Source organism: Rhizobium sp. SG2393, from assembly GCF_042610495.1.
GTDB lineage: Bacteria > Pseudomonadota > Alphaproteobacteria > Rhizobiales > Rhizobiaceae > RU20A.
In genome coordinates this window covers 173,425-195,568 of record NZ_JBHGAP010000008.1, presented here as the reverse complement: position 1 = coordinate 195,568, position 22,144 = coordinate 173,425, and the positions used below count along the sequence as shown (strand labels likewise).

Annotated in this window: 23 protein-coding genes and 2 tRNA genes; 15 read left to right on the top strand and 10 right to left on the bottom strand. The window is 60.0% G+C overall.

Annotated features, from left to right (window positions below):
• Positions 1-243, bottom strand: a 243-nt coding sequence (locus tag ACED18_RS16500) for an NAD-dependent epimerase/dehydratase family protein (RefSeq protein ID WP_377294205.1), incomplete at its 3' end; no start/stop codon positions are given.
• A 408-nt stretch (positions 244-651) separates the two neighbouring features.
• On the opposite strand from ACED18_RS16500, the gene ACED18_RS16495 reads away from it, so the two are divergent.
• The 3 genes from ACED18_RS16495 to ACED18_RS16485 all read left to right on the top strand — a co-directional run bounded on the left by ACED18_RS16495 (position 652) and on the right by ACED18_RS16485 (position 5,557).
• Positions 652-1,983, top strand: coding sequence for a hypothetical protein (locus tag ACED18_RS16495; protein WP_377294203.1), 1,332 nt, complete (start codon positions 652-654; stop codon positions 1,981-1,983).
• Positions 1,984-2,287: 304 nt separating this feature from the next.
• Positions 2,288-3,157, top strand: coding sequence for a sulfotransferase domain-containing protein (locus tag ACED18_RS16490; RefSeq protein WP_377294201.1), 870 nt, complete (start codon positions 2,288-2,290; stop codon positions 3,155-3,157).
• Positions 3,158-3,361: 204 nt separating this feature from the next.
• Entirely contained in the window at positions 3,362-5,557 is a 2,196-nt protein-coding gene (locus ACED18_RS16485) for a glycosyltransferase (protein WP_377294199.1), read from the top strand.
• A 312-nt stretch (positions 5,558-5,869) separates the two neighbouring features.
• Here the strand turns inward: ACED18_RS16485 and ACED18_RS16480 are convergent, their stop codons facing one another.
• Positions 5,870-6,439 (bottom strand): NUDIX domain-containing protein, encoded by a 570-nt coding sequence (locus ACED18_RS16480; RefSeq protein WP_377294197.1) that lies wholly within the window; start codon positions 6,437-6,439, stop codon positions 5,870-5,872.
• 140 nt (positions 6,440-6,579) lie between these two features.
• Here ACED18_RS16480 and ACED18_RS16475 point away from each other — a divergent pair, with 140 nt between their 5' ends.
• Complete coding sequence (locus ACED18_RS16475; protein WP_377294195.1) at positions 6,580-7,458, top strand: DUF1796 family putative cysteine peptidase; 879 nt, start codon at positions 6,580-6,582, stop codon at positions 7,456-7,458.
• Positions 7,459-7,698: 240 nt separating this feature from the next.
• Complete coding sequence (locus ACED18_RS16470) at positions 7,699-8,556, top strand: hypothetical protein (RefSeq protein ID WP_377294193.1); 858 nt, start codon at positions 7,699-7,701, stop codon at positions 8,554-8,556.
• Between the two features lie 59 nt (positions 8,557-8,615).
• Here the strand turns inward: ACED18_RS16470 and cysC are convergent, their stop codons facing one another.
• Both cysC and ACED18_RS16460 read right to left on the bottom strand, forming a co-directional pair.
• Positions 8,616-9,230 carry an adenylyl-sulfate kinase gene (cysC, locus tag ACED18_RS16465; protein ID WP_377294191.1) on the bottom strand — a complete coding sequence of 205 codons (615 nt, stop codon included), beginning with the start codon at positions 9,228-9,230 and terminating at the stop codon, positions 8,616-8,618.
• A 174-nt stretch (positions 9,231-9,404) separates the two neighbouring features.
• Positions 9,405-9,479, bottom strand: a tRNA-Thr gene (locus ACED18_RS16460).
• Between the two features lie 145 nt (positions 9,480-9,624).
• On the opposite strand from ACED18_RS16460, the gene ACED18_RS16455 reads away from it, so the two are divergent.
• The 6 genes from ACED18_RS16455 to ACED18_RS16430 all read left to right on the top strand — a co-directional run bounded on the left by ACED18_RS16455 (position 9,625) and on the right by ACED18_RS16430 (position 14,358).
• Entirely contained in the window at positions 9,625-9,855 is a 231-nt protein-coding gene (locus ACED18_RS16455; RefSeq protein ID WP_377294189.1) for a hypothetical protein, read from the top strand.
• A gap of 183 nt (positions 9,856-10,038) precedes the next feature.
• Entirely contained in the window at positions 10,039-11,331 is a 1,293-nt protein-coding gene (gene murA, locus ACED18_RS16450) for a UDP-N-acetylglucosamine 1-carboxyvinyltransferase (RefSeq protein ID WP_377294187.1), read from the top strand.
• Between the two features lie 106 nt (positions 11,332-11,437).
• Positions 11,438-11,872, top strand: coding sequence for a DUF2948 family protein (locus tag ACED18_RS16445; protein ID WP_377294185.1), 435 nt, complete (start codon positions 11,438-11,440; stop codon positions 11,870-11,872).
• Between the two features lie 221 nt (positions 11,873-12,093).
• Complete coding sequence (gene hisD / locus ACED18_RS16440; protein ID WP_377294183.1) at positions 12,094-13,398, top strand: histidinol dehydrogenase; 1,305 nt, start codon at positions 12,094-12,096, stop codon at positions 13,396-13,398.
• The gene (locus ACED18_RS16435; RefSeq protein ID WP_377294181.1) at positions 13,395-13,871 is read left to right on the top strand and encodes a UPF0262 family protein; all 477 of its coding nucleotides are present in this window, start codon (positions 13,395-13,397) and stop codon (positions 13,869-13,871) included. Before hisD ends, ACED18_RS16435 begins: the two co-directional genes overlap by 4 nt.
• Before the next feature lie 4 nt (positions 13,872-13,875).
• Positions 13,876-14,358 carry a low molecular weight phosphatase family protein gene (locus ACED18_RS16430; RefSeq protein ID WP_377294179.1) on the top strand — a complete coding sequence of 161 codons (483 nt, stop codon included), beginning with the start codon at positions 13,876-13,878 and terminating at the stop codon, positions 14,356-14,358.
• A gap of 65 nt (positions 14,359-14,423) precedes the next feature.
• On the opposite strand, the gene ACED18_RS16425 is transcribed toward ACED18_RS16430, so the two are convergent.
• Genes ACED18_RS16425 through ACED18_RS16410 form a run of 4 tightly spaced genes read right to left on the bottom strand, consistent with a single transcriptional unit; the run spans position 14,424 to position 17,077 of the window.
• Positions 14,424-15,317: a metal ABC transporter substrate-binding protein gene (locus ACED18_RS16425; protein ID WP_377294177.1), complete on the bottom strand. Its 894-nt coding sequence runs from the start codon at positions 15,315-15,317 to the stop codon at positions 14,424-14,426.
• Positions 15,318-15,333: 16 nt separating this feature from the next.
• Positions 15,334-16,206, bottom strand: a complete 873-nt coding sequence (locus tag ACED18_RS16420) for a metal ABC transporter permease (protein WP_377294175.1) — start codon at positions 16,204-16,206, stop codon at positions 15,334-15,336.
• Positions 16,203-16,943 (bottom strand): metal ABC transporter ATP-binding protein, encoded by a 741-nt coding sequence (locus ACED18_RS16415; protein ID WP_377294172.1) that lies wholly within the window; start codon positions 16,941-16,943, stop codon positions 16,203-16,205. Before ACED18_RS16415 ends, ACED18_RS16420 begins: the two co-directional genes overlap by 4 nt.
• A complete protein-coding gene (locus tag ACED18_RS16410; RefSeq protein WP_377294170.1) occupies positions 16,940-17,077 on the bottom strand; it encodes a hypothetical protein in 138 nt (45 codons plus the stop codon). Before ACED18_RS16410 ends, ACED18_RS16415 begins: the two co-directional genes overlap by 4 nt.
• Positions 17,078-17,385: 308 nt before the next feature.
• Between ACED18_RS16410 and infA the strand changes: the two genes are divergently transcribed.
• The 4 genes from infA to ACED18_RS16390 all read left to right on the top strand — a co-directional run bounded on the left by infA (position 17,386) and on the right by ACED18_RS16390 (position 19,106).
• Positions 17,386-17,604, top strand: a complete 219-nt coding sequence (gene infA / locus ACED18_RS16405; RefSeq protein WP_004435948.1) for a translation initiation factor IF-1 — start codon at positions 17,386-17,388, stop codon at positions 17,602-17,604.
• A gap of 127 nt (positions 17,605-17,731) precedes the next feature.
• On the top strand, positions 17,732-18,352 hold the full coding sequence (locus ACED18_RS16400) for a Maf-like protein (protein ID WP_377294168.1): 621 nt from the start codon (positions 17,732-17,734) through the stop codon (positions 18,350-18,352).
• 5 nt (positions 18,353-18,357) lie between these two features.
• Entirely contained in the window at positions 18,358-18,561 is a 204-nt protein-coding gene (gene yacG, locus ACED18_RS16395) for a DNA gyrase inhibitor YacG (protein WP_377294166.1), read from the top strand.
• A gap of 469 nt (positions 18,562-19,030) precedes the next feature.
• Positions 19,031-19,106, top strand: a tRNA-Phe gene (locus tag ACED18_RS16390).
• 152 nt (positions 19,107-19,258) lie between these two features.
• On the opposite strand, the gene ACED18_RS16385 is transcribed toward ACED18_RS16390, so the two are convergent.
• Together ACED18_RS16385 and ACED18_RS16380 are read right to left on the bottom strand one after the other, a co-directional pair.
• Entirely contained in the window at positions 19,259-20,683 is a 1,425-nt protein-coding gene (locus ACED18_RS16385; protein WP_377294164.1) for a mannose-1-phosphate guanylyltransferase/mannose-6-phosphate isomerase, read from the bottom strand.
• Positions 20,684-20,704: 21 nt separating this feature from the next.
• Positions 20,705-22,102, bottom strand: coding sequence for a phosphomannomutase (locus ACED18_RS16380; RefSeq protein WP_377294162.1), 1,398 nt, complete (start codon positions 22,100-22,102; stop codon positions 20,705-20,707).
• Positions 22,103-22,144 lie beyond the last annotated feature (42 nt).

Genomic DNA, 22,144 nt, shown 5'->3' with positions numbered 1-22,144 from the left:
GATGTAGCCGGCGCCGCCCATGTCTGCCGCCAGCTGGTAGATCTCGTCGAAGGAACGATCAATCACGCGCTCGACCACGCTCTGGTCGCGCAGGTCAGCCACGATGAAATCGTCGGCTTCCGTTTCGGCGAAGCTCGGGAACTTCAGGTCCACACCGCGAACCCAGAAGCCTTCACGCTTCAGGCGCTTCACCAGGTGGCTACCGATGAAACCGCCAGCCCCACAAACCAAGGCAGTCTTCATGATCATTCTCCAATCGCTGTCAGGAGGCCATGTTCCCGCATATTGTGCACTGCGGCATAGCCCAGTCAGATCCGTAATGGCAAAATGTCTACCCAACGTCAAGCAACGGTGGCGCCAGCATGTCGCCTACCATGGAGGCCACTGAAAAGCAACCGATGGGAGAATAATCTATTTATCGTGCTATTTTGGGTGGTTATTCTGTTGTTGTGGCATGAGCTATTTAATTGATATCTTGCCAGTTTCACCGGTGCTTTATGCAAGGCTTAATAACAGAATTTGGGCGTCGATTTCGCTTTGCCTGTTCTTTAAGGTGGGGAACGCGTGCTCGTTATCGTGGTTTTAGATGCGATGCGGTAGCAGGACATAACGAAGTATCGTTTGGGTTGGAACAGTTGAGGTTCGTCAGTAATGGTCGGCAAAATACCGCTTTCCGTACAGTTCAAGCGTGAAGGCGCTGCTCTCGTACGGAGGACATCTGCAGTCTGCGGAGTGCCGTTCGAGTGCTTTTTCGCCTTTACATTCTGGCGTGGGTCCTTCTGGTCGGCAAGTCGCTACCATGTCATGTTTGGCCCGGAGCAATGGCCGGAAGACACAAGTGCTTATCTCAGCCGTATCGTGATACGCCGATGGCGTGAAGATGACGAAGGACTGTTTTGCGAAAGTGTGCTCGATATAGGTCCCGGTAATGACCCGCGGGTGACGAGGGTAGGAGACCGTGCAATTGTGTTGTTCAGGGGCGCCCTGAACAGTGACCATCCGTATTATATTTATGACATCGGCATGAATCGCCTTCTACCCGTATCCGTGGAAGACCCTTGGTTCACATACGGCAAAAACTGGATGCCGTTCGACAATGGCGGACGCTTGGGTGCCGTGCATAGCTTTGACCCCAATCTGGTGCTCGACATCGATCTTGAGACCGGTTTGGCGATCGCCGAAACTGCAAAGCCTGGGGGGTTTGCGCCGCGTGCGGCACACGACAACTTCAACATGATGCGGGGGGGCTCCAATGCGTTGTTTCGCGATGGTGTTTTGTTCGGCTTCGGTCATGCGACGACGACGCCCAGTCATCACCTTCCTTTTCAGTGGTCCCTCGATACCCGACGGAACGCCTCTTTCTGGATTGACAGCGATGTGGAGAAAATCAGCCAGACAGGCTTCTCGATCGTTGACCCCACCTGCATTGTCCCCGTAGGCGATCACCGCATGATCGCTGGCTTTTGCTGTTCAGAGCGTGACTGGTTCTACGACCAGATGTTCGCCGACATCTTGGTTCCGGTCAGCCTGCGCCCGGACACGGCGTCGGCATGCGCCTTGACGGTTGATGTATCCTGTTTTGCCGAGGGCGCATTCTCCCAACTGATGTTAGGTGAGCGGCTGCGCTACCAAGTCGAGTCAAACGTCGTGCCCTACGGAGGACGACGGGTGGATCATCGGGAAGGCTTTTTGGCGTTTGGGCAATACGGAACGCTTCCGCCCAACCGCTATCTCGTTTCTTACAGATACCGCAGCGACGCTGCCGAGGATCAACGCGTAGGATGGGCGGACTTTTGTATATGCAAGCCGAACGAATGCATCCCGGTGCATGTCGTTGATCTCAAGGGAACGGACAATCAGACGGTGCGGATCCCCATCGAAGTCGAGGTCGAACTGGCGCGTGATGAGCGCTTCGAGGCACGCGTTTACTCCCGCGGAAACTCCATTCTCACCCTCTATGACATAACTATCACGGCAATGTGATGTAAGCCGCTTCTAACTGGCGGCGGAATTGATTTCGCGTCACTTTCCTTAAGTCTTGGATGCGACCAGATGGGCACGCAGTCCGCAAAAGACACGTGTCACGGTTTCAAGTGTTGAGAATGCGCTCGGATGTGCGGTATCGAGCACGACCAGCGGAGGAAAGACGAGTGGCCGATGCGCCGGCTAGAGAAAGGCCACTCGGGCGCGTGCGATAGCGCACGAAATTCATGAGAAGAGCGGGTTCAGTATGGAAAAAAGATTTGCGTTTCTCGGATTTCGCCGAGGGGGAAGCTCGATCCTTTTCATGCTGGTTGAAGGGCTTCTCAAGCGCTCGGGCTATAACGCGGACGATGTTGTAGCGCGGTTTCATCGGCAGGCAATCCAGCCGCAGGACATTCCGGTTGAGGAACTTCATTCGGCGTTTCAAAATAACCTGATGGTCGGATGTTTCCGCTGGGGTGTCCGAGTCGTCGAGAAGATTGATGATTTCGACATCGTACCGATCCTTGTGACACGTGACCCAAGGGACTGTCAGCTAAGCTGGTTTCATGCACGCCATTTGCATCGCAACGATCCACTGCCGCCGCAAATGGTTGAAAGCGCGGAACTGAGCAAGCCGTTGACTGTCGGCGATACATTTCTCTCTGACATAGCGGAATTGCATGCGTTCGCGACTGAGAAAAATGGGCTGATCATCAAGTATGAGGATATATTGCAGGATCCGATCGCCTTCCTGCTTCAAGTTGCCGAGTACATCGGCATAAGGCCCGACAGGGCTGCGCTGGATTTGACGATTATGGAGGCAAACTTTCTTCAGCTCGTCAGCGATGAGGAAAATCACAATAGACGCGGGCGCCCATACGAGGCCCTGAACTCGCTTTCACCTGAGGAGCTTGCTGAACTGAATGAGGTGTTCGGCGAGGCGGTTACCGCTCTGGGGTACCCATTGACAGCCGATGACCTGCCCACACTCGACTTGGCGGCTCTCCAGGCGCGGGACGTGTACAAGCGCTTCGCGATCCGCTTGGCTGAAGAGAACAGCTATCGTATTTCAGAGATTCAACATCATCAGCGAGTCATCAACGAACTGCAAACGGAAAATGGCTATCGGATCGAAGAGATCAGGCGGATCAACGAGACCCTTATGCGTATGCGAGCGGCACTGAGCCCCTGAGACGCTATGGTACGTGTTGCCGAAGAGACGCGAATCCTCGCGCAAAAGCGGAACGCAAAAAAACGCCAGAGAAGGTGTATGGCTCAATGATCCGAATCGTGAAAATTGTGCGCCGCAAGATCACGCTCGCCTCTGCTTTGAGATGCAAGCCAGTGCTCGGTATTTAGCATCTTCGGAGGCGAAGGTTTGGTGGAAGGTTCCCGGATGAATATGCCTCCAATTGTCCCTGGCGCGGCAAGCCAAGAGGAATTGGTGAAGCCCGCCTTTGGCACGGATTTGCCCAAGTGGGGCAGAGAACTGAGCGCAAAGATGACCGCTAGTAGCCCGATCTACTGGCTGGACATCACCGATTTCGTTGCATATGCGCAAGATGGAAACACGACGGTAAGCGGCATTCAGCGCGTCGTTGCCAATCTGATAATGCATCGCGATCTTTCTGGCATCGACATCATTCCTGTCATTCCTGAGTTTGACCGCAAGCGTGTGCTTGCTGCAGATCCCGACGCAGTAGAGACACTCGTCATGTTGCTGCAGTCCGGCAGCGCCTCTAAGGGAGATATTCTCGCTGCACTTGAAGCCGTCTATTTGAGTCGGATTGAACTCAAGCCCCGCTCCGGTGACGCCTATGTGATGGTTGGCGCTTTCTGGATTTATTATCACCACGACCTTCTGCTCGATCTGAGGATCGAGGGCACGCGCATCGCCTTGTTTGTGCACGACCTGATCCAAATCAAGAATCCTGAATATCTTTCGGAAGTCGCAAACCGCACCTTCCGCAGATCCCTTATAGATGTTCTGTCGGTATGCGATCAGATATTGACCAACTCGCACTTCGTGAAGGGCGAAGTCGAGGCGTTCATGCGAGACCGGCTGAATCTGTGGCTCCCGGTTACTGCGGTGCAGCTTCCCACAGAGCTTCCAAAGACCGCGCGCACGGCCGACGAGAACAAACGATTCTCGGCACTCGCCGGTCAGGATTATGTCCTGTGTGTCGGAACGATCGAAATACGCAAGAACCACGTCTTGCTCGTCAGGGTATGGGAAGCCCTTGCCGAGGAATTTGGTGATGACAAGATACCACGCTTGGTTTTCGTGGGAAAATGGGGCTGGAACATAGAGCAGCTAGAGCGGGAGATTGCTCGCACCAAAGCAACAGATCGCTGGTTGCACGTGTATAGCAATGTCTCCGACGGCGAACTCGATTACCTCTACGAGAACTGCCTTTTCACGGCCTATCCCAGCTTTGCAGAGGGGTGGGGGCTGCCGGTCGGCGAAAGCTTGGCGCGCGGCAAGCCTTGTGTGACCTCGTCTTCGACATCGATGCCCGAGGTCGGCGGTGATTTTGCCCGCTACCTCGATCCCTTCGATTGGGAAACCGGACTGTCTGTCATCCGATCCCTTCTTATTGACAGAGATGAGATCACCGTCTGGGAACGCCGAATTCGTGAAGAATTTCAACCCAAGACGTGGGTTTCTTTCTGTCACGAACTCTTTGGTGCGCTGAAATCCTTCGAGCCCGCCTCCTCCCGACCGGTATCTACTTACCGCTTTGCGCCTGCAACGATCTTCGAGTTTGGTGACGCGCGCTTGCCCCGCTTGGATCTTGAAGGTGGCCCGATGATCACGGCCCGTATGACTCGCCGGAAAGGTTGGGGGCCTTGCGAACATCAGTTTGCGTTTGCCAATGAGCAGAATGCCGAACTGGAACTACAGACTGAGGTACCTGCTGGATGGATTGTTGATATCTATCTTTGTCTCCTCTCACCATCCACGAGCACACGTGTCTTGGCTGTGTCAGCGGGCGACACGATCCAGACCGTGGTGCTGACGGCACGTCGGTCGGTTCACAAGGTGAGGGGGAAGGTCGGTCACGACGGCGTTTTGAAAGTTTCCTTCGTTTGCCAATCGGCGGCAGTGAACAACGAAACAACCCGTGGTGATGCATATTTCGGAATCTCCGCTATCGGATTTGTCGATGTCGCGGCGCCCGACCAGCGGATAGCTATGGCAGAAGCATTCGCGTTGATGGGCTGCGAAGTGCAACATCCGACCGACGGCGATCATCAAGAGGTGCTTGATTCGGTGAAAGGAGCCAGGGCTGCGATCGAATTTCTATCTGCAACCACGCCGCTCCTTCAGATACCTGCCATCTGGTTGCAACTCGCACGCTTCGCCGCAATATCAAGAAATTGGAAATGGGCTTCGCGTTTCTACGCGCGCTATCTATCCGCAAAGCCCGACGCGGCCAGAACCTGGAAGCAATTTGGTCACGTAGAAAAGGAGCGCGGTCACTTCGAGAGCGCCTACATCGCCTATTCGATTGTTCGGCATCTCAATCCTGAAGACCATGAAGTCCATTCACACTACGACTTTGTGAGATCCGTTCTCCGGCAGCGATAGGGCTTAACACGACAGGCGTGAAATGCCGATCGACAAGACTATAATACGAATAAAGATATTATAACGGCGGTCTACTGGGTCGATCCGACCATTGTCATAAAGGAATTTCAGTGGAATATTGCAATTTAGCGTTGCATAAGGTGGAGAAGGCAAGAATATACTTCGATTGATTGTGTAATTGAAGCGAATCTCACGAGAGAAATTAATTAATAATTTCGTCGACTTTTTGATTTTTCTTCAATCTGTTTTGGCGCCGGCAGCAACCGAAATCAGGCCGGCCGAAAATGGACGGTTGCGGCACGTACCGCTAGCCTATGATTTCTCGCGCAGCGCGAGAGTTTGCAGTAGGACGACTGTCTTCATGTCAATGATGGTGTTTGAGGCAATCATGTCGAGCGCCTCATTGACGGTTAGCTCGACGACGTCGATAAATTCGCCTTCTTCAGCAAGGCCTGCGGTCTTCCGTGGATGCTCATCATAGTCCGCCAGAAAGAGATACACTTTCTCTGTAGCGGCGGCAGGCATGGCATAAAGCTGTGCCACGGCTTGGAGATTGAATATGCGGCAACCGGTCTCTTCCATCGCTTCCTTTTCGGCGCAGCGTTCGGGAGACTCACCATCCAGTCCGCCGGCAGGCGCTTCAAGGATAAACGGGTTGTCGCCGCCCAGGAGCGCTCCAAGCCGTAACTGCCGAACCAGAAGAACCGTTCCTCGGTGGCGATTGAAAGGAAGCACTGCAGCCGCATCACCACGATGGTAGCACTCCCGTTGAAGGGTCAAAGCCTCCCCGTTTTCGGTCTGAAAAGTGACGGTGTAATCACGAAGTTCACCCCAGCCTTTGCCGACAAGGCAATCGGACAGGATCCGCACATTTGATGTCATGATTAAAACCATCTCTCGACTAGATTTGAAAACGCAGCCGTGGGCCTTGGGATTCGGTGCTGTTAACATAGAAGAACGCACTGCGGAATCGATCGTGTTCGGTGGATGCGCCTCGCAGATCAAGACAAAGACACGTGCTGATGGAGTGGTTTCGCGTGTTGGATATTTTGAAAAGAAGGACGCGGGAGAGATCGTCTCGCCAGAAGGCCGCATCCCACCGTGATAGGGTGAGCCTTGTATCATCCTTCTATCGTCATATCCTTGGACGAGAGCCGGACGAGGAAGGGCTTGAGAACCTCCTGACTGCGTTCTCCGGACCGGACTGGGTCGGTCAGGTCTTGAATGCGATCCTTGAGAGCGAAGAACGCAGATTGAATGCGCGTCATGATGCGATTCGGGCAATGGTCGGTAGTCGACCGGGAACAATCGTCAGTCTTGGATCCTCCTGCCATATGGCCTCCATTCTCAGTTCTGCGGGCTGGCGGACTGCCTCCTACCCGTTCGACTGGATCTTCAGCGACTTCTCCGCCGTCATCGACATGCTTGATAATGATTTCCGCGATTTCCTTGATACGGAATTCTACGTTCCAAATCCGCACACCACAGGTGTTGACCGGGTCGCCCACCGCAAATATGGCATGCACCCTCCTATGTTCCAGCACCACGATGTACATCTGGCGGAAGGGCATGCCTACCTTCAGCGATGCGTCGAGAGGTTGCGCGGCATTCGGAGTGAAGCCGTCGTGTTCGCCGCGAGCTTCCATGCCGACCGGTTCAATGCTGACCTCTGTGGCAAAACAGCGGAGGCGCTGGAGCGTTACTTCGGACCGCAAGCGACGCTTCTGGGTTTTGCCGTGGAGCATGAAGAAAAAAGTTCGCTGCCCCGCCTTTCCCAGCACTGGCAGCGAGAGAGGCATCGTATCTACACGTTCAGACCTGTATCAAAGTGGCAGCACACGCAGTTTGATGATCCTATTGATGATGTAGCCTTGTTGAGAGCCATTCGGGCGTCCTGCTAGATTTGTAAGATTTCGCGAACTAATCGTGTTCAAACCAACACTTGCGTCGAAGCACTTGACCCGAACGATCCGAAAGGCTTCTTATCGAAGCGCTTAGACTGGCAAGCCTTCACCTGTGTTTGACGCGACATAGCTCTGATGCCGAGCCCCTTGCAGATTATAAGTTGCGGTATCAATATCACGCGCCTACGATTCGTGATATGTCGACACCTTTCTCGCGGCGATCAGAAGATGCAAGGGATGGTCTTTTATATCAAAAGAGGTACTCAGTATAACATGTCCAGGGATGAATTTTGCATTTTCGAGGACGAGAACGTCTGTGTGATTGACGGAAAAGGACCTGGAAAAATTGTTGTTGTATTCAATCCGATTACTCACCTATACGATGGAACGGGTGAGTTTTGGGGGAAGCTCTTCCTGAAATCCAGAGGCTTCCACCCAGTTGGAATTGTATCAAAATCAATCAATTGGTTTCCGGTGTCGTCAACGCGGCGAGCGGTCGAAGCGCTAAAGGCCGCGGGATTTCAACCTTCTTGGATTTATGGATATAGTCAGGGAGGGTACGGTGCCCTCAAATACTCCGCTGCGCTTGGGGCCCCTGCCATCGCGCTTGCGCCGCAGTTTACGATCGACCCTTCTGTGACTGGAGAGCATGTCAATCGGGATTACCACGGTTTTTTCGATCCCGAGATCAATGCGGACATGACGATCCGTGATGGTGATGTGTTTGCAGGCTCGCGGATCATATACGATCCCGGCTGGACGAATGACGAATGGAATGCCGCAAAAATAATGGAGTGCTCGCAGAGCGAGCTTGTCCAGGTGCCAGCCTGTGGTCACGACGTTCCTCAGCTATTGATTCAGACAAGGGCTGTTGACGTTCTCTTCTCGATGTCTGCTGCCGGATTTGGACAGTTTGTATGGCGCAACAGGTTCAAGGCACCTCTGTACCGGCTTACGAAGGCACGCCGTGAAAGAGACATGCGGCAGCACTACCCCGCTATTGCTTGGTATCTTTTAGCTGCGCTGGCACCAAAGAGTTGGCGTGAAGCAGCCATGGGCGAGTTGAAGGTCATGCTCGCCGAGAGAAGAAGATAAAGATATTATGTATTTCTGAGGTTTGATTTAATATTGATTATCATTGAAAAATGAAATTATTATTTCGACACGATGCCGATTCTTTCGAGGTATTGGCAAACCTTCAGCGCCATCTCGACAGGTTCTTTCGAGGATGAATGAAGGTGTATTTCGGGGTTTTGTGGTGTTTCGTATGGCGAACTAATTCCAGTGAAATTTTTCACTTCCCCGAAGTAGGCCTTCTTGTAAAGGCCTTTCGGATCCCGTCGGATGCATTCCTCCAGAGGTGCATCAACAAAGACCTCCACAAAACTACTCGCGCTGGCCAGAGCACGTGCAAGTTCGCGATCCGACCTGAATGGAGAGATGAGCGCGACGAGCACAATGAGGCCTGCGTCGGCCATCAGTCGGGCAACATGCGCAACCCTGCGCACATTCTCTACACGATCCTGAATTGTAAATCCAAGATCTTCGTTGAGGCCATGTCTAATATTGTCACCATCCAGCAAGTAGGTATGAAGTCCCTGGGCATGCAGCAGGATCTCGACTTGATTAGCTACTGTAGATTTGCCAGCGCCAGAAAGTCCTGTGAACCAAACAATTGCTGAGTTCTGGGACTTTATTCGCGCGCGCGAGGCTGCATCAACCAGCATTGGTTGCCAATGAAGTTCACGATTATTTTCAGGCGGCGACAATATCGCTCCTTTTTCGGGTGCAGCTCTGCGAAGAAGCCCGTTCAATATCCGGTTACACGCATCATCCGAATATTAGTGAGTTATTTAAAGATCGATTGCGCTTCTGGTGAATATAACAGCAAATCCCAGGCCGCGTTGCGACCAAAAAATTTTGAAATACATGAAAATATAAACTGGTGCTGCGAAAGAGGATTGAACTCTCGACCTCTCCCTTACCAAGGGAGTGCTCTACCACTGAGCTACCGCAGCATCCGGGGTGGCGGGGCGTTTGGCCTCGCGACGTGGGGCCTATTGCCATAGGTCGGGGGGGAGTGCAAGCCGGATTTGAAAGTTTTCGCCGCGACGGCTGGGCTTGGGCATTTTGTGCGGGCGCAAAGTGCAGTATCAGGCGGGAATGGCAGGCAACGACGATTCATCACCGGACAAGCGGCAGGCGATCAGCGAGGCGGAGCGCAAGCGCCTCCGGCTGGCCGAGACGCTGCGGCGCAATCTGGCGCAGCGCAAGCAGCAGGCGCGCGCCCGCAGGCAGGGCGCTGCCGATGAGGTGGATGGGTTGCCCGCCGCAAAAACGGACGAATCGTCGCCTTCTGGTGATGTCGATCGCGACGAAGGCCTTCCCCGGTGAAACGTGGTTTCTGTGGAGTCGGCAGGCCGGCAACGCAAAAGCCTCGGGCATGTGGTGCCACAGCGCGTGATGCAATGGGCTTTCGGCGCTACGCCAAGGCGCTTTCAAACTCTCTCCGCTTCTTCTAAAGAGGCGTCACAGAATTGTCAGATGGAAAGGCGGGCCTTGCCCGGCGGGTATTCGATGGATCGGATCAGGATCAAGGGTGGGAATGAGCTGAACGGGGTCATCCCGATCTCCGGCGCGAAGAATGCTGCGCTGCCGCTGATGATCGCCTCGCTCCTGACGGATGATACGCTGACGCTCGAGAACGTGCCGCACCTGGCCGATGTGGAGCAGTTGATCCGCATCCTTGGCAATCACGGCGTCGATATCTCGGTCAATGGCCGCCGCGAGCGCCAGGGCGAAAGCTATGCCCGCACCATCCATTTCACCTGCCGCAACATCGTCGATACGACGGCGCCTTACGAGCTGGTCTCGAAGATGCGGGCGAGCTTCTGGGTCATCGGGCCGCTGCTGGCGCGCGAGGGCCAGGCGCGCGTGTCGCTGCCGGGCGGCTGCGCCATCGGCACGCGTCCGGTCGATCTCTTCATCGAGGGGCTGAAGGCGCTCGGTGCCGAGATCGAGATTGACAGCGGCTATATCAATGCCACCGCCCCGAAGGGCGGGCTGATCGGCGCGCGCTATGTTTTCCCGAAGGTTTCGGTCGGTGCCACCCATGTCCTGATGATGGCGGCAACGCGCGCCCGCGGCACGACGGTGATCGGCAATGCCGCCCGCGAGCCTGAAGTCGTCGATCTCGCCACCTGCCTCAACGCGATGGGCGCGAAGATCAGCGGCGCCGGCACATCCACCATCACCATCGAGGGCGTCTCCACCCTGTCGGGTGCCCGCCACCGCGTCCTGCCGGATCGAATCGAGACCGGGACCTATGCCATGGCCGTTGCCATGACCGGCGGCGACGTCACGCTCGAAGGCACCGATGGCGCACTTCTGGAGACCGCGCTGGAAGCGATCCGCCGCGCCGGCGCCGAGATCACGAAGACAGAAAGCGGCCTGCGCGTGGTGCGCAATGGCGGCGGCATCAAGCCGGTGGATGTGGTGACCGATCCCTTCCCGGGCTTCCCGACCGACCTGCAGGCGCAGTTCATGGGCCTGATGACCAAGTCTTCGGGCGTCTCGCACATTACCGAGACGATCTTCGAAAACCGCTTCATGCATGTGCAGGAACTTGCCCGCCTCGGCGCCCGCATCTCGCTGTCGGGCCAGACGGCCAAGATCGAGGGCGTGCCGAAGCTGAAGGGCGCGCCCGTCATGGCGACAGACCTGCGCGCCTCCGTCTCCCTCGTCATCGCCGGGCTTGCGGCCGAGGGCGAGACCATGGTGTCGCGCGTCTATCACCTCGACCGCGGCTTCGAGCGCCTGGAAGAAAAGCTCACCCGCTGCGGCGCGATCGTCGAACGCGTCAGCGAATGAGCCGCAGGCCGCGGCTGCGGCAATTGCGCTTCGATCGTCTCCACCCTATGTGAACAGCGGGCCCGCCCTTTCGGGCCCGCTTTTTCATGGGAAGGACGGAGCCGATATGGATGCGCTGAAGCTGATGGCACTGGATGCGGAAGATCTGGCGATCGTGTCGGCCCATGTGCAGGACGCCGTGCTGAAGGTCGAGGGCCTGGTCTTCGAGCCGCGCCGCCAGCAACTGTCCGTCATCGTCAACCGTTTCGTCTGGGAAAAGGCGGAAGGCCGTCGCCGCGGCTATGAACGCCGCCGCTCCGCGCTTGTCTTCAAGCGCGTGCTGGCCGCCCGCTCCACGGGCATCGACCGCCAGAAGCCGGACGACGTGCTCTCGCTGCTGGCCGTCACCTTCTCGCCGAACGGTGAGGGGCCGGAGGGAACGGTGCAGCTTGCCTTTGCCGGCGGCGCCACCATGGTTCTCGATGTCGAATGTATCGAGGTTCAGCTTGCGGATACGGGCGGAGCGTGGGAAACCTCTTCCCTGCCGCGCCATCAGGCGTAAGGGGCCGCAATCGGCAACCATCGACAGGACGCGGCAACGGCGAGCAGGCCGCCGGAAATGCCTGCCGGGCTCTGGGCCCGAGGCATGAGCACGTTCGGCAAGACGGCATCAGCGGTTTTGCTTGGGGACTGCGAGACGATAGTGAGTGATGGGGCATCTCCGATGATCCGGGTTTCACCGGATGTGCTCCGGCAGCAGACTGGCATTTGGGGAACCGCATCTTGGCAATCAGGCTCGACACGCGACAGGCTGGCTTCGAACAGGCCTTCGCCGCATTTCTCACGACCAAGCGTGAAGTATCCGACGACGTGAACCAGACGGTGCGCGCCATCATCGACGATGTGCGCGCCCGGGGTGATGCAGCGCTTGCGGATTACTCGAAGCGTTTCGACGGGGTCGATTTCGCGGTGACGCCGATGCGCGTCAGCGCCGCCGACATCGATGCCGCCTTTGCGCAGGTCTCACCGGAGGTCGTCTCTGCGCTGGAGCTTGCGGCAAAGCGCATCGAGAGCCATCACGCCCGCCAGTTGCCGAAGGACGATCTCTATGAGGACGCGCTCGGCGTCGGGCTCGGCTCGCGCTGGACGGCGATCGATGCGGTCGGACTCTATGTGCCCGGCGGCACGGCGAGCTATCCGAGCTCGGTGCTGATGAACGCGCTGCCAGCCCGCGTGGCCGGCGTACCGCGCATCGTCATGGTCGTGCCGGCCATGGGCGGGGCCATCAATCCCGCCGTGCTGGTTGCCGCGCGCATCGCCGGCGTCGAGGAAATCTATCGCATCGGCGGCGCCCAGGCCGTGGCGGCGCTCGCCTATGGAACGGAGACCATCGCCCCTGTCGCCAAGATCATGGGGCCGGGCAACGCCTATGTGGCGGCCGCCAAGCGCCAGGTCTTCGGCACTGTCGGCATCGACATGATCGCCGGCCCCTCCGAAGTTCTCGTCATCGCCGATGGCGATAATGATCCCGACTGGATCGCGGCCGATCTGCTGGCCCAGGCCGAGCATGATCGCGGCGCGCAGTCGATCCTCATCACGGATGATGCGGCCTTCGCGGAGGCCATCAACGCGGCCGTCGAGCGGCAGCTGACCCTGCTCGGCCGTGCCGAGACGGCCCGCGCCAGCTGGGAGGATTTCGGCGCGCTGATCCTCGTCCCCACCCTTGCCGACGCCCTGCCGCTGGCCAACCGCATCGCGGCCGAACATCTGGAAATCGCCGTCGAGGACCCCGAGCCACTGATTGCCGGCATCCGCAATGCCGGCGCCATCTTCGTCGGCCGCCATACGCCGGAGGTGATCGGCGATTATGTCGGCGGCTCCAACCACGTGCTGCCGACGGCGCGCTCCGCACGCTTTTCCTCCGGCCTCGGCGTGCTCGATTACATGAAGCGCACCTCGATCCTGCGCCTCGGCGCAGAGCAGTTGCGGGCGCTCGGCCCGGCGGCTATCGCACTGGCGCGCTGCGAGGGGCTCGATGCCCATGCCCGCTCGGTGGCGATCCGCCTCAATCTCGGGGATGCGGGATGACGGCATCGAGCGCTTTCCGCCTCTGCGATGTCGTCCTCGACGAGACGATCGGCCGCTCCACACCGGATGTCGAGCATGAGCGCGCTGTCGCCATCTTCGATCTTCTGGAGGACAACAGCTTCGAGCCCATCGGCCATGCCGGCGGGCCCTACCGGCTGAAGCTCTCTCTCATCGACCAGAAGCTCGTCTTCGCCATCGGCACGGAAAGCGGCGCGGATGTCGCGACCCATATCCTGTCGCTCACCCCTTTCCGCCGCATCGTGAAGGATTATTTCCTCATCTGCGAAAGCTATTACGAGGCGATCCGTTCTTCCACGCCCAGCCAGATCGAAGCCATCGACATGGGCCGCCGCGGCATTCACAACGAGGGTTCGCAGACGCTGATGGATCGCCTCTCCGGCAAGATCAAGATGGATTTCGACACGGCGCGGCGGCTCTTCACGCTCGTCTGCGTGCTCTACTGGAAGGGTTGAGCCGATGGACGAGCCCGTCGGCGCCAGGCCCGGCGCGGGACCGCGATCCATCCTGTTCATGTGCGGCATGAACGCGATCCGCTCGCCCATGGCCGAGGCGCTGGCGAAGGCCAGGCTTCCCGCCGGCACCTATGTCGCCTCCGCCGGCGTGCGGCGCGGCGATCGCGATCCCTTTGTCGATGTCGTGCTGGACGAGGTGGGCCTGACGGTCGGCCGCCACCAGCCCCATACGCTCGAAGATCTCGAGGACGACTATTTCGACCTGATCGTGACGCTCGCCCCCGAGGCCCATCATGCCGCGCTGGAACTGACCCGGACCGACGCCGTCGAGGTCATCTACTGGCCGACGCCCGACCCGACCGTGGCGACCGGCGGCACGCGCGAGCAGATCCTTGGCCACTACCGCGATGTCCGCGAACATCTCGACCGGCTGATTGTCGGACGGCTGACGCCGAAGGCCACGCTCGACGGGTCGCAGGCGGGGTAGGGCGCATTATTCTACAGGCATTCCGACCGGCGCCGGGTCGCGCCGGCCGGAATGCCGCTCTTCGATCAGCTGTTCTTCTGCATCGCGGCGGAGAGCTGCTCCACATTGTAGCGGAACATCTTCTCGTAGGTCGGCGTCGGCCCGTTCTTGTCGGAGAGCGATTCGACATAGAGTTCCCCGCCGGACTTCGCGCCCGTGGCCTTGGCGATCTGCTTGACGAGGCGCGGATCGTTGGAGTTTTCGAAGAAGTAGGTCTTCACGCCCTCGGTCTTGATCTGCTCGATCAGCTTGGCGACGTCGGCGGCCGAGGCTTCCGTTTCCGTGGAGACGCCGAGCGGCGAAAGGAACGACACCTTGTATTCGGCACCGAAATAGCCGAAGGCGTCGTGGCTGGTCAGCACCTTGCGGCGATCTTCCGGAATCGGATCGATCTTTTCATGCGCGAAGGCGTTCAGCGCATCGAGCTTCTTGAGATAGGCCGTCGCATTCGCCTCGAACGCGCTGGCGTCTTCCGGATCGGCCGCCTTCAGCGCCGCCTCCACGTTCTTCACCCAGACCTTGACGTTGAGCGGGTCGTTCCAGACATGCGGGTCCGTGACGGTCTTGCCGTCTTCCTGCATCGTGTGCAGCGCGATGCCCTCGGACACCACCACCGGCGTGCCCTTGTAGCCGGAGGCCGAGATCAGGCGGTCCATCCAGCCTTCCAGCCCTTCGCCGCTGACGAAGACCACATCGGCGGCCTTCAAATGCTTGGCGTCGGCCGGCGAGGGCTCGAATTCATGGGGATCGCCATTCGGCGCGACGAGGCTCGTGACCTTCACATGGTCGCCGCCGACCTGATGCACGATATCGGCGAGCACGGTGAAGGAGGCGACCGCCTGGATATCTTTGGCGGAAGCGGTGCCGGCGAGCGCGGCAAGGGGAAGCGCAAGGCTGAGGGAAAGAAGGCGCTTGGACATGAAAGACACTCCTGTGTCAGTTTGCGAGGTGGGGACGCCGGATGAACCGGCTCATGAGGCCTGACGGTGCGACAAGCAGCGAGGCCGCATACAGGATGGCCGCCGAGACGATGATCGTCGGGCCGGAAGCCAATTCGAGGTGATAGGAAGCGATCAGCCCGACATAGCCGGAAACCAGCGCCGTCACGGCCGAGATGGCGAGCATGGCCGGAAGCGTGCGGGCCCACAGCTGCGCGATGGCCGCCGGCAGCATCATCAGCCCGACCGCCATCAGCGTGCCGAGCGCCTGGAAGCTGGCGACGAGGTTCAGCACCACCATCAGCATGAAGAGCGCATGGATCAGCCCGCCGCGCCCGCCCACGGCCCGCAGGAAGCCGGGGTCGAAGCAGTCGATGACCAGCGGGCGATAGAGGAGCGCCAGGGTCATCAGCGTCAGCGAGGTGATCGTGCCGATCAGCACCAGCGCATCCGTGTCGATGGCGAGGATGGTGCCGAACAGCACGTGCAGCAGATCGATATTGGAGCCGCGCAGCGATACGATCAGCACCCCGACCGCAAGCGAGATCAGGTAGAAGCTGGCAAAGCTCGCATCCTCCTGCAGCACCGTCATGCGGCTGACGGCGCCGGCGAGCAACGCCACCGAAAGCCCGGCGATCAGGCCGCCAATGCCCATGGCCGTCAGCGACAGCGACCCCGCGACGAGATAGCCGATCGCCGCACCCGGCAGCACCGCGTGGCTGAGTGCATCGCCCATCAGGCTCATGCGCCGCATGGACAGAAACGTGCCGATCGGCGCGGCACCGAGCGCCAGGCACAGGCACGCGACGAGCGCCCGCCGCATGAAGCCGTAATCCGAGAAGGGGGCGACGAGAAGATCGTAAAGGGTCATGATGCCACCGCGCAGACGGGCGCATTCTCGTCCCAGCGCTCCGCAAGCGCCCGGGCCCGTCTCAGATTGTCCGGCGTCATCACCTCGTCCGTCCGCCCCCAGCCGATGAGTTCGCGGGCGATCAGCAGCGTCTGGGGAAAATGGGCACGGACCTGGTCATGATCGTGCAGCACCGCCACCACCGTGCGTCCCTCGCCATGCCAGCGCTGCACGATGCCGATCAGATCCTCGGTCGTGCGGCTGTCGATGGCAGTGAAGGGTTCGTCGAGAATGATGACGGCGGCATCCTGCAGAAGAAGCCGCGCAAACAGCGTGCGCTGGAACTGCCCGGCCGAGAGCGAGCCGATTGGCCGCCGCTCGAACCCCTCCAGCCCGACCGCGGCAAGCGCCTCGGCCGCCTTCACCCGCTCGGCCCGGCCGATGCCGCCAAAGGCGCCGGCCCGCTTCCAGGCGCCCGTCACCACCGTATCGATGACGGAGACGGGAAAGCGCCGGTTGATGTCGGCCGCCTGCGGGAGATAGCCATAGTCGCGGCTCGGCATGGCGCGGCGGATTTCGCCTTCGGCCGGCTTCAACTCGCCCATGATGGCGCGCAACAGGGTGGACTTCCCCGCGCCGTTCGGCCCGGCGATTGCCGTCAGGCTGCCGCGGGCGAGCGTGCCCGAGACATGGTGGACCGCCGGGTGCCGGTTGTAGGCGAGGGTGACATTGGTCAGCGAAACGACCGGCATGGTCATGGCAGCGCAATCGCCCAGACAATCGCAAGCCACAGGCCCATGAGCACGATAGCGGCGAGACCAAGGCGGAAGAGGGCGGAATGCTGCAGCAGGCTGACGCGCTCTGCGCGCGGCGCGGGAGACGATGAGGGCATGTCGGGTCCAGTATGTTATATAGTTACATTCCTGTCTTCTCCTCTCCTGCGCCTGAGTCAAGGCAATTCTTGGGCAGACTGTGAGGATCGTTGACCGCTGGGCCCGAGCGGGCCTTGGCGCCGGCGCGAGGCGACACCATCTAGAGAGTGCCGCCGAAACACCGTTATCTGGCGCATAAGCCTTGACAAAACCGCCGAAACCCTGCACCGCCCGGTTCACAAAGGCCGTGTGATTGTGTAGTTTCCGGCAACTTTTTAAGGGCCCCCGCAATCGGGCACCCACCGACAGCTGAAAGACAAATCCTGATATGGCGAAAGAAGAAGTCCTCGAATTCCCGGGCGTCGTGACCGAACTCCTGCCCAACGCAACCTTCCGCGTGAAGCTTGAGAACGAACATGAGATCATCGCGCACACCGCCGGCCGCATGCGCAAGAACCGCATCCGCGTTCTCGCCGGCGACAAGGTTCTCGTGGAAATGACGCCCTACGACCTGACCAAGGGCCGCATCACCTACCGTTTCAAGTAAGTCGTCGAGCACGCTGCCCGCCGGCCAGGCGCTGCGAGGCGCGGGCCACGACAGTCAAGGCAGCCGCCGCGTGCCGTCAGATCGTCAGGGCCCGCATCAGGCCCGCACCACAACGGACGACCGCATCATGGCCAAGCCCCAGACGCTCATTCTTGCTTCCGGTTCGCCGCGCCGCGTCGAGTTGCTGGCCCAGGTCGGGATTACGCCGGACCGGCTGATGCCGATGGATCTCGACGAGACGCCGAAGCGGGCCGAACATCCCCGCTCGCTCGCCCGCCGGCTCTCGGCCGAAAAGGCCCGCGCCGCCGAAGCCGCCATCCGAGGCGACCAGGAATGGGCCGGCAGCTACATCCTTGCGGCCGACACCGTCGTCTGCGTCGGCCGCCGCATCCTGCCGAAGCCCGAACTGGTCAGCGAGGCCAATGCTGCGCTGACGCTGCTGTCGGGCCGCAGCCACCGCGTCTATACGGGCGTCTGCCTCATCACGCCGGACCGCAAGCTCCGGCAGAGGATCATCGATACCAAGGTCCGCTTCAAGCGCCTGTCGACGCTGGAGGTGGAAAGCTACCTCGCCTCCGGCCAGTGGCGCGGCAAGGCGGGCGGCTACGGCATCCAGGGCATTGCCGGCAGCTTCGTCGTGAAGCTCGTCGGCTCCTACACCAATGTCGTCGGCCTGCCGCTTCAGGAAACCGTGACCCTTCTGTCCGGCGAGGGCTTCGACGTGGCCGGCCGCTGGCTGGAGGCCTAACCACCATGGCCGCAATCCCGCCCGGCGCCAAGATCGAGCCGTTGCGCCCACCGCGCCCCTGTCCCGAATGCGGCCGCGCCTCTCAGCGCGAACACTACCCCTTCTGCTCCGACCGCTGCCGCAACATCGACCTCAACCGCTGGCTCTCCGGCAGCTACGCCATCCCCGTCTCGGAAGACGACAGCGAAGACCGCTCCGACGGCGACTGACATCTGCATCGCGCCCGTGAGCGCGGTTGCTGCGGCGCATGGACGGTCGACTGTACGCAGAACGCGAAGGCTAGAGCGCCGTTCGATCTGACAGGATCAGATCGGCGCCCTAAGCCCTCGTTTTTTAAAGCATAATCTTGTCGATCCTCGTTTCAATCCGGTCGGATTATGCTCTAGGCGGACAGGCCAGGGGCTCAGCCCTTGCCCCCCGCCGAGGCTGATGTGCCACTGCAGGCCAGATGCCCCGTAAGACCCGCAAAAACAGGCCGCCGCAGCCCGCACGCCGCCCCGCGACCGCCTCAATTCCCCCGTCCGATCAAGGCCTTACCTCGCAGAAACATTTCTGTCGGAAATCTGTCATTTCCCGCTGGACACCGCCGATCAAGCTGCTATAACCCGCCTCGCTCCCGCCGGAATGGCTTCACAAAGCCTCTCGGAGACACGGGACGCGCAAGGCCGAAACGGTCATGCCCGGATAGCTCAGTTGGTAGAGCAGCGGATTGAAAATCCGCGTGTCGGTGGTTCAAATCCGCCTCCGGGCACCATTTCTCATGTATGCCAATGGTTCTTAGTGTGCTTGCTCAAGCAGGCGCGCCTGTTGTTGTCTTGCGTGATGCCACTGGACAGCAACAAAAAGCGTGCCCCGAAGAACGAGGCACGCTTGCAATGTCTTCCCGGGCGGAAGGCGCGAGCGGGATCAAACCCGCCCGAAGCTGTCCTCGTAGCGGACGATATCATCCTCTTCCAGATACGACCCTGTCTGGACTTCCACGAGTTCCAGCAGGATCTTGCCGGGGTTGGTGAGGCGGTGGACGGATCCCTGCGGAATATAGGCGCTTTCGTTTTCCTTGAGCGTCTTCACCTCGTCGCCGATGACGATTTCCGCAGTACCGCGCACCACGACCCAGTGCTCTGAGCGATGGTGGTGCTTCTGCAGAGAAAGCTGTTTGCCGGGCTTCACGAAGAGGCGCTTGACCTGGAAGCGGTCGCCGGACAGCAGGCTCGTATACCCGCCCCAGGGGCGGTAGCTGGTGCGGTGCTCTTCCGTGAGGCGGAAGGTGCCCTTGTCTTTCATGAGCGTCTTGACGACCTTGCCGACATCCTGCGCATCGCTGAGCTTGCCGACATAGATCGCGTCTTCGGAGGCGACGACCGCGATGTCGTCCAGCCCGTTGACGGCGACATGCAGATTTTCCGAGATGACCATCGAGTTGCGCGTGTTGAACAGGCTGACGGGCCCGCGTGCCAGATTGCCCTGGCCGTCCTGCGGGCTTTCGCGCCAGACCGCATCCCAGGAGCCGAGGTCGGACCAGCGGATCGGGGAGGGGACGACCGAGGCAAGCTTGGTCGGCTCGAAGATTGCGTAGTCGACGGAAATGTCGGGCGCGGCGGCAAAGGACGGCGCGTCCAGGCGGATGAAATCGAGATCGCTTTGGGCCGTGTCTACGGAAGCCTTTGCGGCCTTCATCACGTCAGGTGCGTATGCTTCGCATTCGGAAAGGAACACATCCGAGCGGAACAGGAACATGCCGGAATTCCAGGTGAAGTTCCCCGTCGCCAGCATTTCCTTGGCGCGCTCTTCGTTCGGCTTTTCGACGAAGCGCTTCACAGCAAACGCGCCGCTCGCTTCCTTCTCGCCGGCTTCGATGTAGCCGAAGCCGGTGGCCGGACCCGTCGGCTGGATGCCGAAGGTGGCAAGGCGCCCGTCTCGCGCCGCCGCTGCGGCCGTGTCGATCGAGGTGCGATAGGCATCATCGACGAGAATGTCGTGGTCGGAGGCCAGCACGTGGATCAGCGTCGGGCCACCCTTGGCGGCCACCAGCGTGGCAGCGGCAATCGCCGGGGCCGTGTTGCGGGCCATCGGCTCGAGGATGACGCCGCCGAGTTCAACGCCGCATTCCAGCGCCTGCTCGGCCACCAGGAAGCGGTAGTCGGAATTGGTGACGATGATCGGCGCGCGGTAGCGCGTCGGGTCGGAAAGCCGCGTCAGGGTCATCTGGAAGAGGCTGAGATCGCTGGTCAGAGCCAGGAATTGCTTCGGGCGCTGCGAACGTGACATGGGCCACAGGCGCGTGCCCTTGCCGCCGGCCAGAACGATGGGTGTGATGAGGTCGAGGGTCATCGGAAAGCTCCGTAAAGGACGTCAGATCTTCGCCCTGAGGGTCGCGATCAGCTCGGAAAGAAGGGTGTCGGTGGCCGCGCTCGAGGCGGTCTCTACATAGATGCGCATCTCCGGCGCATTGCCCGACTGGCGGAAATGCACCGTGTCGCCATTGGCAAAGGCCATCCGCACGCCATCCATGGTGGAGATGGAGACCGGATCGGCGATCCGCGCGTCGAACGCGGCGCGGAAATCGCGCGCGGTCTCGATCTGCTTGAGGAAAGGATTGGCCTTGTCGGCCGGCACGTTCTTCACGCGGTCGGCCTTCATCACCCGCGGCGGAAGGCTGGCGCCGAGCGCGGAGAGCTTGACGCCGGCCTTGCGGGCGGCAGCAAGGGCGGCGATGGCCGGCAGGGCCGAATCGCGCGTCGGAAGCCGCTTCAGCACGCCACCGGCAAGCGTCACGTCGTCACCGAGCAGGAAGCCGCCATTGGCCTCGAACCCGACGACGGGATGCGCCGTCGCCGCATTCATGCCGGCGACCACGAAGGGCGACCCGATGCGGGTGCGTTCGATCGTCTCGAACCAGCCGCTTTCCTCGATCGCGCTGGTAGACGAAAGGGGAGTGACGACGGTGCGGGCCTTGAGGAAATGGGCCGTCAGCGCGCCCAGCACGTCGCCGTTCACCTGCCGGCCGGTGTCGTCAATCACGAGCGGCCGGTCGCCGTCGCCATCCGTCGAGATGACGGCATCAAGGCCATGCTCCGCGATCACCCCACGCGAGCGTTCGACGTCGGCCGGGTCCAGTGCCTCGGTATCGACGGCAATGAAGCCCTCGACGCGGCGGAAAGGATGGACGCTTGCGCCAAGACTTTCGAAGATCTCCACCAGCAGATCCCGGCCAACGGCCGAATGCTGGTCGATGCCGATCTTCAGGCCTGCAAGCGCGTCGGCGCCAAAGGCAGCGCTCCAGCGGGCAACATAGTCGCGTGCCACTGGCGCGAAGGCTGCGCCGGTTTCCTCTCTGCCGGCATCATAGCCTTCCGCTATCAGCGCTTCGGCGCGCGAACGCACGGGGGCCTCGTCTTCCTTCAGAAATTCGCCATCCGGGCGATAGAACTTGATGCCGTTATACTCTTCCGGAATGTGGCTGCCGGTGATCATGATCGCGGCGGCACCCTCTGCCATCGCATAAGCCGCGACAGCCGGCGTCGGCACCTGGCCGGCCCAGACGGGCTCCCAGCCTGCCTTGCGCACGGCCGCAAGGCACGAGCCGGCGATGCGCGGCGACGAGAACCGGAAGTCGGAAGCGATATAGGCGCGGCGCACCGTGGCGATGCCGGCGATATGTTCGAGGAAGGCCGTCACATAGGCCGCACACAACCCGTCGGTGAAGTCTTCCTGAAGGCCTCTGATGCCCGAGGTCCCGAATGCTGCCATTTCTGAAATACCTTCATGAACGATAAATGCTGCGCGGCACAA